Genomic DNA, 14,970 nt, shown 5'->3' on the forward strand with positions numbered 1-14,970 from the left:
TGCGCGACCGTATGGCGGCCTGGCCGGCGAGCGGTGAAATCAACAGCAAGCTGCAGGATCCGAAAGTCGCCATCGCCCGAGTGCAGCAGCATTTTGCCCCGCACGCGCAGGAAGTGGATCACACCGATGGCGTGAGCATGGCGTTCGCCGACTGGCGCTTTAACCTGCGCAGCTCCAACACCGAGCCGGTGGTGCGTCTGAACGTGGAATCGCGCGGGGACACTAAATTGATGGAACAGAAAACGGCTGAAATTATGAAATTGCTACTTCAGTAATTTTGTAGACTCTGAATAATAGTTCGTCAGCAGGCCATTAGAGCAGATCAAACTCTACCCACACCCTACAAACCTGAGTTAACATCAAGACAACATTAGTACGGCGTTGAAGTCGTAGTAACTTTCATTAGACAGGAGTTTGTAATGTCCAAACAGCAAATCGGTGTCGTAGGTATGGCAGTAATGGGGCGCAACCTTGCGCTGAATATTGAAAGCCGTGGCTATACCGTTTCCGTGTTCAACCGTTCAGGCGATAAAACAGAAGAAGTGATCGCTGAGAACCCGGGCAAGAAGCTGGTTCCTTACTATACCGTGCAAGAGTTTGTTGAATCCCTTGAAACTCCGCGTCGTATCTTATTGATGGTTAAGGCTGGTGAGGCCACGGACAAAACCATCGACTCCCTGAAGCCTTATCTTGAGAAAGGCGATATCTTGATTGATGGTGGTAACACCTTCTTCCACGATACCATTCGTCGTAACCGTGAACTGTCTGCTGAAGGATTCAACTTCATCGGTACTGGTGTATCCGGTGGTGAAGAGGGCGCGCTGAAAGGCCCATCTATCATGCCTGGCGGTCAGAAAGAAGCGTACGAATTGGTTGCCCCAATTCTGAAGCAGATCGCTGCTGTTGCAGAAGACGGCGAACCATGTGTGACTTATATCGGCGCTGATGGCGCTGGCCACTATGTGAAGATGGTTCACAACGGTATCGAATATGGTGATATGCAGTTAATCGCTGAAGCCTACTCATTGCTGAAAGGCGGCCTGAATCTGACCAATGAAGAACTGGCAGAAACCTTTACAGAGTGGAACAAGGGTGAGCTGAATAGCTACCTTATTGACATCACCAAAGATATCTTCACTAAGAAAGATGAAGATGGTAACTATCTGGTTGATGTGATTCTGGATGAGGCCGCTAACAAAGGTACCGGAAAATGGACAAGCCAGAGCTCGCTTGACCTCGGCGAACCGCTGTCTCTGATCACCGAATCTGTTTTCGCACGTTATATCTCTTCTCTGAAAGAACAGCGCGTTGCAGCATCTAAAGTACTGAGTGGCCCACAGGCTAAGCCGTTTGCTGGTGATAAAACTGAGTTCGCTGAGAAAGTACGCCGTGCTTTGTACCTGGGTAAAATCGTTTCTTATGCTCAGGGCTTCTCACAGCTACGTGCGGCATCTGAAGAGAATAACTGGGATCTCAACTACGGTGAGATTGCGAAGATTTTCCGTGCTGGCTGTATCATTCGTGCACAGTTCCTGCAGAAAATTACCGATGCGTATGCAGAGAATGCAGCGATTGCAAACCTGCTGTTAGCACCTTACTTCAAGAAGATTGCCGATGAGTATCAGCAAGCACTTCGTGATGTGGTTTCTTACGCAGTACAAAACGGTATCCCAACACCGACCTTCTCCGCAGCCATTTCTTACTACGATAGCTACCGTGCCGCTGTGTTACCTGCAAACTTGATTCAGGCACAACGTGACTATTTTGGCGCGCATACTTATAAGCGCACTGATAAAGAAGGTGTATTCCATACGGAGTGGTTAGATTAATTTATAGAGATTGTCTTTATTGGTAAAATAAAAAAAGACCCCCACTAGAGGGTCTTTTTGAGATTTACCTGGTGGTTTTATTTTGTAGAAAAAATATATAGTGGGTGTTGGGAAATTGATTGGCTGCAATTTTTGCTAATAATTCTTACTCTTATTCAAGAAAAGTGCTTCCTTTAAATCAGGTATTTTCTTTTGTTACCAACTACACTTTCGTCGACTAACCATTGATGAAAGACGAACAAATTTTTAGGGTAATCATGAACCAGGATAACAATATAGTGGTGGGTAAGAACTACAATGATTCAACTGAATCCATTAATTTATTAGAAATTGTAATGCAATTGTGGAAAGGAAAAGGCACAATCATCGCTTTTGCTGTTGCAGCGGTTATCCTCACAGTTATCTATCTCTTCGTTGCTAAAGAAAAATGGTCTTCAGAAGCAATTATTACGTTGCCTGACTCTGGTCAAATTGCTAATTATAATAATGCTATGAATGTACTTTACAGCCAGAATCCATCCAGCGCACCTTCAGTAGTAGAGATTCAACAGCGTTTCTTCGGGCGTTTTAACTCAGCATTATCAGCTCTCTCTGAACAATTAGATAATCAGGAGAAGCCTGAGAAACTGACAATTGAACCATCTGTTAAAGATCAACCGGTGCCATTAAAAGTTAGCTATGTAGCGACAAGTGCTGCAGAAGCGCAAAAAACACTCACTACTTATATTCAACAGATCAATAAACGTGTTGTCACTGAACTTGATGATGACTTGCAAACCAGCATCACCTCAAAAGTTGAAGATCTGAAAGTCGATTTGGCAACCAAAGAGAAAATTGCTCAGGAAAAGAAAGACAAACGTCTGGAAATCCTGAATCAGGCATTGATTGTTGCGCAGCAATCCAACATCAAAAACACCCTGGTTCAGCAGGCTGAAACGTTGTCTGAAGATACCTTGTTCGTATTGGGTAGCGATGCGCTTTCATCAATCATCAAGAATGAAGCAACGCGTCCATTACCTCTTGATGACTCATATTTTAATGCTCGTTCAACCTTGTTAGCGATCAATGCTTTGAAATCTAAGCCTGACACCACTTACGCCTTCCGCTACGTGATGAAACCAAGCTTACCTATTCACCGTGATAGCCCGAAAAAGGGTCTGACACTGGTGCTGGGTGCGTTGGTGGGTCTGATTCTGGGCTCTGGTGTTGTGCTTGGTCGTAACGCATTGCGTAACTACAAGCCTGTAGTATAAGTACTCATTACGATAGTTATAAAAAAGGCCGCTTTTGCGGCCTTTTTCACATCTGAACTTCCCCGAAATCTACTTATGTCTTTCCCGCAAATTCTCAATCACCGCGCTTAAATCCAGCTTCTGATCCTGCAACAGCACCAGCAAGTGATAAACCAAATCCGACGCTTCGTTCTTCAGCTCGAACCGGTTATTCACTGTCGCCGCCAGTGCGGTTTCTACGCCTTCTTCACCCACTTTCTGAGCAATGCGCTTGGTTCCACTTGCATACAACTTCGCGGTATAGGAACTCTCAGGATCGGCACTTTTTCGCGAGGCCAGCAGTTGCTCAAGTTGATACAAGAAGTGCCAGTCGTGGTGGGTTTCACCGAAGCAGCTTGAGGTGCCGAGATGGCAGGTTGGCCCAATTGGGTTGGCCAGAATCAGCAGCGTGTCGTTATCGCAATCTGGCGCGATACTGGCGACGTTGAGGAAATTACCGGAGCTTTCACCCTTGGTCCACAAACGTTGTTTAGTGCGCGAATAAAATGTCACTTTACCGCTTTGTTCAGTCTGCGCCAGTGCTTCAGGGTTCATGTAACCAAGCATCAGCACTTCACCTGAAACGGCATGCTGGACGATGACCGGCATCAGTCCATCGGTTTTTTCCCAGTCCAGCTTTGCTCTTTGTTCTTGTGTTAACACACTCTTATCTCCACACCTTGTTGAGCCAGAAAAAGTTTCAGCTCACCAATATTGATAATCTGCTTATGGAATACCGATGCCGCCAGCGCGCCGTCGACATCCACATCCCGGAATGCTTCGAGGAAGTGTTCCATGGTTCCCGCACCGCCCGAGGCAATTAGCGGGACATGGCAAACTTCACGCACTTTCTTTAACTGCTCCAGGTCATAGCCGTTGCGTACGCCGTCCTGGTTCATCATATTGAGTACGATTTCCCCGGCACCACGCGTTTGCACTTCCTGCACCCAGGCAACCGTTTCCCACGTCGTGACACGCGTACGGCTTTCATCGCCGGTATATTGATTGACGTGATATTTCCCGGTTTCGCTATCAAACCAGGTATCGATCCCAACCACAATACACTGCACACCAAAACGATCAGCCAGACGAGTAATCAGCTCCGGGTCGGCCAGAGCAGGGGAGTTGATAGAAATTTTATCTGCGCCAAAAGAGAGAATTTGCGCAGCATCTTCAATTGACTTGATGCCACCCGCCACGCAGAAAGGAATGTCGATAACTTCGGCAACGCGTGACACCCAACTTTTATCCACCACGCGGCCATCGCTTGACGCAGTGATATCGTAGAACACCAGTTCGTCGGCGCCTTCAGCGGCATAACGTTGTGCCAGTGGCACGATATCGCCAATGATTTCATGATTGCGGAACTGCACACCTTTCACGACTTGCCCGTCACGCACATCCAGGCAAGGGATTATCCGTTTTGCCAGCATGAGATCGCCTCCGTTACGTTGAATTTTCCTTCCAGCAGTGCTCGACCAACAATCACACCCTGTACGCCAGTACCGCGCAATGCGGCAATATCGTCAATGTCGCCAATGCCGCCGGATGACTGGAACGCCACTTGCGGGAAACGTGCACAAATTTCTTCATACAGCGACACATTCGAACCCGCAAGCGTGCCGTCACGTGAAATATCGGTACACAGTACGTGCTTGAGTCCAACCGGGAGATAGGTTTCTACCAGCTCTTCGAGCGTGACGCCGGAGTTCTCTTGCCAGCCGCTCACCGCGACCTGTTTATTGCCTTGTTCGTCGATGCGTACGTCCAGCGCTAACACCAGTGCATCTGCGCCAAAGCGGGTAAACCAGCCTTTCACCACTTCTGGCGATTTAACCGCGGTTGAGCCGATAACGACGCGTGCCACACCCGCTTCCAGCAAGGCCGCAACATCTTCTTCAGTACGTACGCCACCGCCAACCTGCACCGGCACGTTAACGCCGGCAACCAGTGTTTGAATCAGGGGGATTTGTCGTTTTGCCGGGTCTTTTGCCCCGGTTAAATCCACCAGATGTAATACCTTCGCACCTTGTGCGGCATAATCTTGCAAACGGGGTAACGGGTCGTTGCCGTAATCGCGCTGTTGATCGTAATCCCCCTGATGGAGGCGCACCACTGTGCCGTCTATTAAATCGAGAGCGGGAATAATCATGGTGCTTACATCTCCAGGAAGTTTTTCAGTAATTTTGCGCCTGCGGCACCCGAACGTTCCGGGTGGAACTGCACGCCAAAGAAGTTATCTTTTTGCACTGCAGCGGTGAACGCTTCGCCGTAGCTGGCCTGCGCGATGGTATTGGCACACACCGGCATCGCATAGCTGTGCACAAAGTAAAAATAGTCGCCATCGTCAATGCCACGGAACAGGCGGTCACCTGCTTTGGGATACACGCGGTTCCAGCCCATGTGCGGCAAAGGCAAACCGTAGTCGACCATTTTCAGCACCGGCTCTTCAATAATGCCGAGCATTTCCACGCCGTTGCTTTCGTCGCTACGCGAGCCTAACAACTGCATTCCGAGACAAATTCCCAGCACCGGTTGGGTACAGGCCTTAATCAGCTCGACCAGATCACGCTCGCGGATTTGGTTCATCGCTGCCTGAGCGGTGCCAACACCGGGTAAAAAGAGTTTATCGGCGCGTAGTACCACGTCCGGGTCACGGCTCACCACGGGCTCATAGCCGTGGCGCTGAATGGCCGATTTTACCGAATGCAGGTTGGCGCAACCGGTATCAAGGATCACGACGTCCATTACAACACTCCTTTTGAGGAGGGCAGTGTGTCACCTTCAACCCGAATCGCCTGGCGTAGTGTGCGGCCAAAGACTTTAAACAGACTCTCGACACGGTGATGATCGTTTTTACCTTTGGTTTTCAGGTGCAGAGTCACGCCCATGGTGTACGAGAGCGAACGGAAAAAGTGTTCGACCATCTCGGTGCTCAAATCGCCCACACGCTGGAAGTTGTACTCCGCTTTATATTCAAGGTGCGGGCGGCCAGAGATATCCAGCGCACAGCGAGCCAGGCATTCGTCCATCGGCAGGGTAAAGCCAAAGCGGGTAATGCCGCGTTTGTCACCCAGCGCGATTTTCAGCGCTTCGCCTAGCGCAAGGCCGGTGTCTTCTACAGTGTGGTGATCATCGATGTACAGGTCGCCTTTCACGCTGATATCCATACGGAAACCACCGTGGGTGGCAATCTGATCCAGCATGTGGTCAAAGAAACCGACGCCGGTGTTAATTTTGCTGCCACCTTCACGGTCGAGCCACACTTGCACATCAATTTGCGTCTCTTTGGTGGCACGCTCAACGTGCGCGTAACGGTCACGTTTGGTCAGTTGGTCACTGATCATCGGCCAGTTCAGTGTTTCACCGTGGTAGCGTAAACCCTGAATGCCCATGTTTTCTGCCAGTTCGATGTCGGTTGCACGGTCGCCAATCACGTAGCTATTCGGCTTATCCAGCACACCTTCTTCCAGGTAACCCTTCACCAGCGCAATTTTAGGTTTACGGCAATCACAGTTATCTGCCGGTAAATGCGGACAAATCAGCACATCGTCAAAATTCACGCCCTGCGAGCTAAACACCTGCATCATCAGGTTGTGCGGGCCGTCGAATTCTGCCTGCGGGAAACTGTCAGTCCCCAAACCGTCCTGATTGGTGATCATCACCAGTTTGTAGCCCGCTTTTTGCAGTTGCAGCAGGGCAGGGATCACCGCAGGCTCAAAGGCCAGTTTATCCATACGATCCACCTGGAAATCTGAAGGTGGCTCGGAAATTAAGGTGCCGTCACGGTCGATAAAAAGAGTTTTCTGGCTCACACGCCCTCCGTGGCCGCAAGGCCGGGTTGTTCACGTAACGCAGCTATGGTGCGCTCGCACTCGGAACGGGTGCCGACGCTGATACGCAGGCAGCCGCTTAATGATGGTTGTTTATTTTGATCACGCAGGATAATGCCCTGATCCCACAAAGATTTAAATACCGCACTTGAAGCGGTGAAACGAGCCAGAACGTAGTTGGTTTCAGAGTCGAAAACCTGCTCAACACAGTCAACGTCTTGCAACGCAGCGACCAGATACTGTCGATTAACAAGTATTTCCGCCACGCGCTCGCGCATCGCATTTATTCCCTGCGGGCTTAATGCCTGGGCGGCAATATCGGCAACCGGCGTGGAAAGCGGGTAAGGCGCGATGACTTTCATCAGCAAGTTAATCACTTCTTCATTTGCCAGCGTAAAGCCGCAACGCAGACCGGCCAGAGCAAAGGCTTTTGAAAGCGTGCGCAGAACCACAAGGTGCGGATATTCGCTTAACCAGCCAGCCAGTGATGCCTGCGGGCAAAACTCGATATAGGCTTCATCCGCCACCACCAGCGCTTTGCCACGTGCCATTTCCAACAGGACACGTAAATCCTGAGGATTAATTAACTGGCCAGTCGGGTTGTTTGGGCTGCAGACATAAATCACTTTTACGCCATCAAGATTTTCTGCGATGGCGGGTAAATCGAGCTGCCAGTTTTCCAGAGCCTGCACGGTGCGGCATTCCACACCAATGGTTTCGGCGCTCACGCTGTACATGCCGTAAGTCGGCGGGCAGTAAAGCACGGCATCTTTGCCTGGTTCACAGAAGGCGCGAATCAGTAGTTCGATACCTTCATCTGCGCCACGGCTGACTAACACCTGCTCAGGTTTCACGCCTGCATATTCTGCGTAGCGCTGAATCACCCGTTTTGGCTGGCATTCCGGATAACGGTTCAGCGTCTGTTGCGTCAGTTCAAATTCAACCGCAGTCGGGTATTCATTGGCATTCAACCACACATCGCCATTACCACCCAGACGGCGAGCCGACTGGTAAGGGGTCAGGGCACGGACGTTTTCGCGGGCTAACTCTTCAATGCTCATTGCATCTCCTTCAGCGCAGCAACGCGCAGGGTAACAGCGTTTTTGTGGGCATCCAGCAACTCAGCAGCAGCCAGCGTTTCAATGGTTTTAGCAAGGCTTGAGAAACCTTGTGGCGACAGTTCCTGAACCGTCATGCGCTTCTGGAAATCCGCCAGCCCAAGGCTTGAAAAGGTCGATGTGTAACCGTAGGTCGGTAGAACATGGTTGGTACCAGAAGCGTAGTCACCTGCGGATTCCGGTGACCAGTCACCGAGAAATACTGAACCGGCACTGGTAATGGAATCGACGAGATCGCGGGCTTTACGCGTCTGAATAATCAGGTGCTCCGGGCCGTACTGGTTAGAGATTTCAATACACTGCTCAAGGTCGCGAGCAATAATCAGACGGCTGCTTTCCAGAGCTTTACGCGCCGTTTCAGCTCGTGGCAGTGCAGCTAACTGACGTTCTACGGCTTCGGCTACGGCTTGCGCCATTTGCGCGTCTGGCGTCAGCAAAATGACTTGTGAATCCGGGCCGTGTTCTGCTTGTGACAGCAGGTCGGAGGCGACGAAATCTGGCGTGGCACCACTGTCGGCAATCACTAACACTTCTGACGGACCGGCTGGCATGTCGATGGCCGCGCCATCAAGACGCTGGCTGACCTGGCGTTTTGCTTCGGTGACAAAAGCGTTGCCTGGTCCAAAGATTTTATCCACTTTCGGAATGCTTTCGGTGCCCAGTGCCAGCGCGGCAATCGCCTGTGCGCCGCCCACCTGGAACACTTCCTGCACACCACAAAGTTTGGCGGCATACAGGATCTCATCAGCAATCGGTGGCGGAGAACACAACACCACTTTTTTGCAGCCTGCAATACGAGCGGGCGTGGCAAGCATCAATACGGTTGAAAACAGCGGCGCTGAACCGCCAGGAATATACAGGCCGACAGACGCAACCGGGCGAGTCACCTGCTGGCAGCGCACGCCAGGCATCGTTTCGATATCCACCGTCGCCAATTGCTGCGCGACGTGGAATTTTTCGATGTTCGCCACCGCGACCGCCATGGCGTCTTTAATCTCGCCACCCAAACGGGCTACGGCGGCGTCAATTTCGCTGTCGCTAACTTTGAGGTGTGCCACGATGGTTTTATCGAATTTTGCGCTGTATTCGCGCAATGCCGCATCGCCGTTGGTTTTCACATTATTCAGAATGTCGGCGACTGTGCGGGTAATGCTTTCCGACGCCGAAATCGCCGGGCGCGTCAGCAATGCGTTTTGTGCCGCCGCGTCGCACTCATTCCAGTTAATCAACGTATTGAAGTTTGCCATGGTGTTACTCCATCATCTTCTCAATTGGTAACACCAGAATGGAACTGGCACCCAACGCTTTTAGTTTTTCCATGGTTTCCCAGAACAGGGTTTCGCTACTGACCATATGCATCGCGACACGTTGTTGGTCGCCAGCCAGCGGCAGAATGGTTGGGCGTTCAGCACCCGGCAGCAGGGCAATAATCTCGTCCAGGCGCTCACTCGGTGCATGCAGCATGATGTATTTTGATTCTCGAGCCTGAATCACGCCCTGAATACGGGTCATCAGTTTGTCGATAAGCTGCTGTTTGCCAGCAGGCATTTCACCGTCGCGCTGAATCAGGCAGGCTTTAGAGCGGTAAATCACTTCAACTTCACGCAGGCCGTTGGCTTCAAGCGTTGCACCCGTAGAAACCAGGTCACAAATGGCATCGGCCAGACCGGCACGTGGTGCCACTTCAACTGAACCGTTTAACAAGCAGGATTTAAATTGCACACCTTTACCATCAAGGTAGCGCTTTAACAGGTGCGGATAAGAGGTGGCGATACGTTTATTGTTGAGGCTCGCCGGGCCATCCCATGGATCATCAACGGAAATGGCCAGTGAGAAGCGACAGCCACCGAAATCAAGGCGACGCAACGTGAAGTAACGTGGGTCTTCGCCCTGAGCGCGGCGCGTCAGCAACTCTTCTTCCAGCACGTTTTCGCCAATAATGCCCAGATCCACCACACCGTCCATAATCAGCCCAGGGATATCGTCATCACGAACACGCAAAATGTCGATGGGCATATTTTCCGCAAGCGCAATCAGACGCTGCGTGTGCAGATTAATTTTTATGCCACAGCGTGCGAGCAATTCGCGTGAGTCATCGCTTAAACGGCCCGATTTCTGAATAGCTATGCGTAAACGGTTGTTGTCTAACATTGGTGGTTTCCCCTAATTAATTCTTGTCTGACGTCCAAAAAAAAGCCCCCGGAAGAAATCTTCCGGGGGCTTATTGACTCGTTCATGCACCACTGGAAGATCTTTTCGTCTCCCAGCACACATCGCCTGAAAGACTAGTCAGGATGATGGTGATGATGGTGGTTAGTAAATTGAACGCGTGTCATAAAATTCTCGTATGAATGTTTATTCATGATGTGCTTTTAACGTAAACCAAATTCGCCTTTCAGCGCAAGGGCTTTTTTGCCTCTCAATTAATATTCTGTTTAGCGCCACTGATTGTCAGTTGACCTAACGTGGCGTAGCCTTATTACAGGGCTAAAAAGTGCAGCAGAGAGATATGCTGCAATCCAGGAGAGAAGGCATGAAAAAGGTTGCGATTGTCGGGTTAGGGTGGCTGGGAATGCCGCTTGCGATGTCTTTATCAGCGCGTGGCTGGCAAGTGACAGGCAGTAAAACCACACTCGACGGTGTAGAAGCTGCGCGAATGAGTGGGATCGACAGCTATCAATTGCAGCTGACGCCTGAACTGATCTGCGATAGTGACGATCTCGATGCGCTGCTGGATGTTGATGCGCTGGTGATTACGCTACCCGCGCGCCGTACGGGTGAAGGCGACGATTTCTATCTGCAAGCGGTGCAGGAAATTGTCGATAGCGCGTTAGCTCACGATATTCCACGTATTATCTTTACCAGCTCCACCTCGGTATATGGTGAAAGAGAAGGAGTTGTGAAAGAAACGTCGCCACTGGAGCCGGTAACCGCCAGCGGCCGCGTACTGAAAGAGCTGGAAACCTGGTTGCATGATTTACCAGGAACGTCAGTCGATATTCTGCGTCTGGCGGGTTTGGTTGGGCCGGAACGCCATCCAGGACGCTTCTTAGCCGGTAAAACCGATGTGGCAAATGGCGCCCATGGCGTCAACCTGGTGCATCTGGAAGATGTCATATCAGCCATTACGCTGTTGTTACAGGCTCCGAAGGGCGGTCACATCTATAATTTATGTGCGCCAGATCACCCTTCGCGCGCTGAGTTCTACACTCTAATGGCACGACAGATGAACCTTGATGTGCCAGCGTTCAGAACGGAAGGACAAAATGGCCACGGTAAGCTGGTGGATGGCAACCGTATTTGTAATGAACTTGGGTTTGAATATCAGTATCCAAACCCGCTGGTAATGCCCATGCAGTAACCGCTGTGGGGCATTGCTCGTGACCGAAGGGAACGAGTATGAAACCACTGCTGGATGTGTTGATAATTCTCGATACCCTCGATAAAGAAGGGAGCTTTGCTGCGGCGGCAACAAAGCTCTTCAAAACGCCTTCCGCGCTCAGTTACACCGTCCAAAAACTCGAAAACGATCTCAATATTCAGATCCTTGATCGCTCAGGCCACCGGGCGCGTTTTACGCGAACGGGCCAGCTTCTGCTGGAAAAAGGTCGCGAAGTGCTGCATACCGTGCGTGAACTTGAACAGCAAGCCATCAAGCTTCATCAGGGATGGGAAAACGAACTGGTTATCGGTGTGGACGATTCGTTTCCTTTTTCGTTACTGACCCCTCTTATCGAAGCGTTCTACAAAAGTTACAGCGTGACACGGCTGAAATTCATCAACGGCGTCTTAGGCGGTTCATGGGAAGCGCTTACCGAAGGGCGGGCCGATATTATTGTGGGTGCCATGAGCGACCCGCCATCAATCAGCGGCTTCGGTTTTACTTTACTTGGCCAACTTGAGAGCGTGTTTGTCGTCGCGCCGCATCATCCGCTGGCTGCCGCTGAAGAGCCGTTAAATCGCCGCGTGATAAAACGCAGCCGCGCCGTCATCGTGGGGGATACCTCCCGCCTTGAACCCTCGCGATCGATGCATTTACTCGAAGATCAGGACGCAATCACCGTCTTTGATTTCAAAACTAAACTTGAATTGCAGATCAGTGGCATTGGCTGCGGCTATGTTCCGCGTTACATGGCCCAACGTTTTATCGAAAGCGGGGTGCTGGTCGAAAAACAAGTCATTTCCCATGTGCCTTTTGTCCCGGTCTGGATTGGCTGGAACGAGCAAACCGCAGGCCTTGCCAGCGAGTGGTGGCGGGAGCAAATCACCTCCAATGCGGCGATATCGCGTATCTATTTAGGCAGCGAAACTGGATAAAATAGTGTTGATCGAAATTTACTCATTAGTAATTATTTCTGCTAATTTTTCAGGGCGATTGCTTAATGGATACTATAGAATGCGTGAACAAAAAATTATGGCGGATAAGGGTGTCGGGAAGTGAAGCTGATCATACAAATTCCCTGCTTTAATGAAGCAGATACACTGGCAATTGCACTGAATGCTTTACCAAGGCAGGTAACCGGATTTGACAAGGTCGAGTGGTTAATTATTGACGATGGTAGTGAAGATGAAACCATCAATGTGGCCAGGAAAAATGGCGTTGACCATGTCATTAAACATACGGGCAACAAAGGGTTAGCTAGAGCATTTATGTCCGGATTGGATGCTTGTTTACAGCTAGGTGCCGACGTTATCGTAAATACGGATGCAGACAATCAATATTGTGCGGAGGATATTCCCGCTCTTGTAAAGCCGATTCTCGAACATCGTGCCGAGATGGTCATTGGTGAACGTCCAATTGCTGCAATTGAACATTTTTCGCCGGTGAAGAAATGTCTCCAAAAATTAGGTAGTTGGGTTGTAAGAGTCGCCAGCCAAACTAACATACCAGATGCACCTAGCGGTTTTAGAGCGATGTCTCGTGCCACGGCACAAAAATTAATGGTTTTCAATGATTATACCTATACGCTGGAAACGATAATCCAGGCGGGGCAAAAAAATATTACCATCACTTCAGTTCCCGTTCGTGTTAATGATGATTTACGACCATCTCGATTAGTTAAAAGTATTACTTCATATATCAAGCGCAGCATCGGAACAATTATTCGAATATTTGTCATATATCGTCCTTTCCGTTTTTTTGGCACTATTGGTGCTGTTTTATTTTTCACCGGTTTCCTAATTGGTGTTCGTTTCTTGTTTAAGTTCTTAACAGGAGATGGCAATGGGTATGTACAGTCTTTAATTCTAGCCTCGGTATTAATGGGGATGGGTTTTCAAACCATATTGATTGCATTCGTTACTGATTTGCTTTCAGCCAATAGAAAACTTCTTGAAGATTTGCGTTTTAAAGTGGCACAGTTAAATGTAGATTCGGTTGATAAAGATAATCACAATAAATAATAGCTTAAATCGAAGAGGTAGCTATGAATTTCAAAGTTTCCGGTGGAAAAACTGAAGATGGCATTGTATTTGGTAATGCTTTTGATAAATACGGATCGAAAAATCCTATCGTTAAATGGATGATGAACGGTTTTGACTCCTCTCTTGAACATTTTGTGACGCATGCAAATCCCAAAACTATTCATGAAGTTGGTTGTGGAGAAGGGTTTTGGGTAAATAAATGGAATAGTCAAGGGCTTAAAGCTGTGGGCAGCGATTTTTCACGTGATGTTATTTCCATGGCAAGAGAGAATGCAACAGCAGCTAATCTTATGCCTGAAGTGTTTAATGTGAAGAGTGTCTATGATCTCAAGGCAGGAATTGATAGTGCAGACTTAATTGTATGCTGTGAAGTTATGGAGCATCTAGAAGAGCCTGATAAAGCGATGAAGATATTGCAGAGTCTGGTCGATAAATATCTTATCATCAGTGTTCCTCGTGAACCGATATGGTGCGCTCTTAATATGGCTCGAGGAAAGTATATAAATAAATGTGGTAATACTCCGGGGCATATACAACATTGGTCAAAAAAATCCTTTATAAAATTCACTCAGAGTTACTTCAAGGTAATTGCGGTTTCATCACCTTTCCCATGGACTATGTTGCTATGTGTACCTTATGAATAAAAGTATTCTACGGAAAATACTTAATTATATAGGGAGTATTATTGCGCTATTGAGCGTGATATTTGTTTTACATAGAATTGCCGAGTATTGGAAGCAGGTACCAGATGACACTTTTACATTGAATTTATTGTTATTAATTTTAGTGTTGGCTAGTGTTTATGGAACAGCTAATACTATTCTTGCTTCTGCATGGAGAATGTTAATGTTAGGGTTGCACCAGTCCATAAGTCATCGAGTTGCGACAAGAATTTATGGTTTAACTCAACTGGCGAAATATGTACCTGGTAACATTTTTCAATTTGCAGGTAGGCAGCTACTTACAATGTCATATGGGTTTTCTGGAAAAGCGGTTGCCAAAAGTACTGTTCTGGAATTACTACTTTTAATTGTAACTGGTACCACTTTTATTTTTTGGATGCTACCTCTATTATATCCGTGGTTCAATTTTTTTTATGGCTTCACTCTATTTGTAGTTGCTACAATGGTGGTTGCTTTAGGACTTGAATTGCATGGAAGGCGAAGTTTAATTAACGTTGTGACTAAGTATTTTTTGTTCTTGTTTATATCAGGAGGGATTTTCTTCTGTGTATTGTATTCAGTAGTAGATAATTGGACTGTAACTCCTACATTGATATTGCCGCTCATTGGGGCGTATGTCATCTCATGGCTTGCGGGACTTGTTACACCAGGCTCTCCAGCTGGGGTAGGTATCAGAGAATTTATACTTCTATTATTGTTAAAGCCATTTTTTGCTGAGATGGATATTATCTTGGCTGTTGTTCTAAGTCGAGTTGTCACCATTATTGGTGATTGCTTTTTCTACTTATTTTCTCTCTCATTAAGATAAGACG

The 14,970-nt window shown here is 48.6% G+C and carries 16 protein-coding genes, 1 pseudogene and 1 other annotated feature; of the genes and pseudogenes, 8 read left to right on the forward strand and 9 right to left on the reverse strand.

What is annotated here, in order from left to right:
- The 3 genes and pseudogenes from WBL83_RS16825 to wzzB all read left to right on the forward strand — a co-directional run.
- Positions 1-275: pseudogene (locus WBL83_RS16825) on the forward strand (phosphomannomutase CpsG); the annotation flags it as partial.
- Positions 276-419: 144 nt separating this feature from the next.
- Positions 420-1,829, forward strand: a complete 1,410-nt coding sequence (gene gndA / locus WBL83_RS16830; RefSeq protein WP_424590228.1) for an NADP-dependent phosphogluconate dehydrogenase — start codon at positions 420-422, stop codon at positions 1,827-1,829.
- A 257-nt stretch (positions 1,830-2,086) separates the two neighbouring features.
- Positions 2,087-3,082, forward strand: coding sequence for an LPS O-antigen chain length determinant protein WzzB (gene wzzB / locus WBL83_RS16835; RefSeq protein WP_424590295.1), 996 nt, complete (start codon positions 2,087-2,089; stop codon positions 3,080-3,082).
- 69 nt (positions 3,083-3,151) lie between these two features.
- Here wzzB and hisIE read toward each other — a convergent pair whose 3' ends face one another.
- The 9 genes from hisIE to hisL form a co-directional block, all read right to left on the reverse strand.
- Positions 3,152-3,763, reverse strand: coding sequence for a bifunctional phosphoribosyl-AMP cyclohydrolase/phosphoribosyl-ATP diphosphatase HisIE (gene hisIE / locus WBL83_RS16840; RefSeq protein WP_424590229.1), 612 nt, complete (start codon positions 3,761-3,763; stop codon positions 3,152-3,154).
- Complete coding sequence (hisF, locus tag WBL83_RS16845; RefSeq protein ID WP_424590230.1) at positions 3,757-4,533, reverse strand: imidazole glycerol phosphate synthase subunit HisF; 777 nt, start codon at positions 4,531-4,533, stop codon at positions 3,757-3,759. The genes hisIE and hisF overlap by 7 nt, the downstream gene beginning before the upstream one ends.
- Entirely contained in the window at positions 4,515-5,252 is a 738-nt protein-coding gene (gene hisA, locus WBL83_RS16850; protein WP_424590231.1) for a 1-(5-phosphoribosyl)-5-[(5-phosphoribosylamino)methylideneamino]imidazole-4-carboxamide isomerase, read from the reverse strand. The genes hisF and hisA overlap by 19 nt, the downstream gene beginning before the upstream one ends.
- Positions 5,253-5,257: 5 nt before the next feature.
- A complete protein-coding gene (gene hisH / locus WBL83_RS16855) occupies positions 5,258-5,848 on the reverse strand; it encodes an imidazole glycerol phosphate synthase subunit HisH (RefSeq protein WP_424590232.1) in 591 nt (196 codons plus the stop codon).
- Complete coding sequence (hisB, locus tag WBL83_RS16860) at positions 5,848-6,915, reverse strand: bifunctional histidinol-phosphatase/imidazoleglycerol-phosphate dehydratase HisB (protein ID WP_424590233.1); 1,068 nt, start codon at positions 6,913-6,915, stop codon at positions 5,848-5,850. The genes hisH and hisB overlap by 1 nt, the downstream gene beginning before the upstream one ends.
- A complete protein-coding gene (gene hisC, locus WBL83_RS16865; protein WP_424590234.1) occupies positions 6,912-7,994 on the reverse strand; it encodes a histidinol-phosphate transaminase in 1,083 nt (360 codons plus the stop codon). The genes hisB and hisC overlap by 4 nt, the downstream gene beginning before the upstream one ends.
- Positions 7,991-9,298, reverse strand: coding sequence for a histidinol dehydrogenase (gene hisD / locus WBL83_RS16870; RefSeq protein WP_424590235.1), 1,308 nt, complete (start codon positions 9,296-9,298; stop codon positions 7,991-7,993). Before hisD ends, hisC begins: the two co-directional genes overlap by 4 nt.
- 4 nt (positions 9,299-9,302) lie before the next feature.
- Entirely contained in the window at positions 9,303-10,202 is a 900-nt protein-coding gene (gene hisG / locus WBL83_RS16875; RefSeq protein WP_424590236.1) for an ATP phosphoribosyltransferase, read from the reverse strand.
- 36 nt (positions 10,203-10,238) lie between these two features.
- Positions 10,239-10,361: a sequence feature (His leader region), on the reverse strand.
- The gene (gene hisL, locus WBL83_RS16880; RefSeq protein WP_270145743.1) at positions 10,337-10,387 is read right to left on the reverse strand and encodes a his operon leader peptide; all 51 of its coding nucleotides are present in this window, start codon (positions 10,385-10,387) and stop codon (positions 10,337-10,339) included. (Overlaps the previous feature by 25 nt.)
- 197 nt (positions 10,388-10,584) lie before the next feature.
- Between hisL and WBL83_RS16885 the strand changes: the two genes are divergently transcribed.
- From WBL83_RS16885 to WBL83_RS16905, 5 genes are all read left to right on the forward strand, one after another.
- Positions 10,585-11,412 carry an SDR family oxidoreductase gene (locus WBL83_RS16885; RefSeq protein ID WP_424590237.1) on the forward strand — a complete coding sequence of 276 codons (828 nt, stop codon included), beginning with the start codon at positions 10,585-10,587 and terminating at the stop codon, positions 11,410-11,412.
- Positions 11,413-11,450: 38 nt separating this feature from the next.
- Positions 11,451-12,368, forward strand: coding sequence for a LysR substrate-binding domain-containing protein (locus tag WBL83_RS16890; RefSeq protein ID WP_424590238.1), 918 nt, complete (start codon positions 11,451-11,453; stop codon positions 12,366-12,368).
- Positions 12,369-12,488: 120 nt separating this feature from the next.
- Positions 12,489-13,454, forward strand: coding sequence for a glycosyltransferase family 2 protein (locus tag WBL83_RS16895; RefSeq protein ID WP_424590239.1), 966 nt, complete (start codon positions 12,489-12,491; stop codon positions 13,452-13,454).
- Between the two features lie 23 nt (positions 13,455-13,477).
- Entirely contained in the window at positions 13,478-14,119 is a 642-nt protein-coding gene (locus tag WBL83_RS16900; RefSeq protein WP_424590240.1) for a class I SAM-dependent methyltransferase, read from the forward strand.
- Entirely contained in the window at positions 14,112-14,966 is an 855-nt protein-coding gene (locus WBL83_RS16905) for a hypothetical protein (protein ID WP_424590241.1), read from the forward strand. Before WBL83_RS16900 ends, WBL83_RS16905 begins: the two co-directional genes overlap by 8 nt.
- Positions 14,967-14,970: the final 4 nt, after the last annotated feature.

Source organism: Buttiauxella sp., assembly GCF_049686335.1.
Lineage (GTDB): Bacteria > Pseudomonadota > Gammaproteobacteria > Enterobacterales > Enterobacteriaceae > Buttiauxella.

Coding starts and splice junctions, on each gene's coding strand:
- gndA (WP_424590228.1), top strand. CDS start 420: ATGTCCAAACAGCAAATCGGTGTCGTAGGTATGGCAGTAATGGGGCGC.
- wzzB (WP_424590295.1), top strand. CDS start 2,087: ATGAACCAGGATAACAATATAGTGGTGGGTAAGAACTACAATGATTCA.
- hisF (WP_424590230.1), bottom strand. CDS start 4,533: ATGCTGGCAAAACGGATAATCCCTTGCCTGGATGTGCGTGACGGGCAA.
- hisA (WP_424590231.1), bottom strand. CDS start 5,252: ATGATTATTCCCGCTCTCGATTTAATAGACGGCACAGTGGTGCGCCTC.
- hisH (WP_424590232.1), bottom strand. CDS start 5,848: ATGGACGTCGTGATCCTTGATACCGGTTGCGCCAACCTGCATTCGGTA.
- hisC (WP_424590234.1), bottom strand. CDS start 7,994: ATGAGCATTGAAGAGTTAGCCCGCGAAAACGTCCGTGCCCTGACCCCT.
- hisD (WP_424590235.1), bottom strand. CDS start 9,298: ATGGCAAACTTCAATACGTTGATTAACTGGAATGAGTGCGACGCGGCG.
- hisG (WP_424590236.1), bottom strand. CDS start 10,202: ATGTTAGACAACAACCGTTTACGCATAGCTATTCAGAAATCGGGCCGT.
- WBL83_RS16885 (WP_424590237.1), top strand. CDS start 10,585: ATGAAAAAGGTTGCGATTGTCGGGTTAGGGTGGCTGGGAATGCCGCTT.
- WBL83_RS16890 (WP_424590238.1), top strand. CDS start 11,451: ATGAAACCACTGCTGGATGTGTTGATAATTCTCGATACCCTCGATAAA.
- WBL83_RS16900 (WP_424590240.1), top strand. CDS start 13,478: ATGAATTTCAAAGTTTCCGGTGGAAAAACTGAAGATGGCATTGTATTT.
- WBL83_RS16905 (WP_424590241.1), top strand. CDS start 14,112: ATGAATAAAAGTATTCTACGGAAAATACTTAATTATATAGGGAGTATT.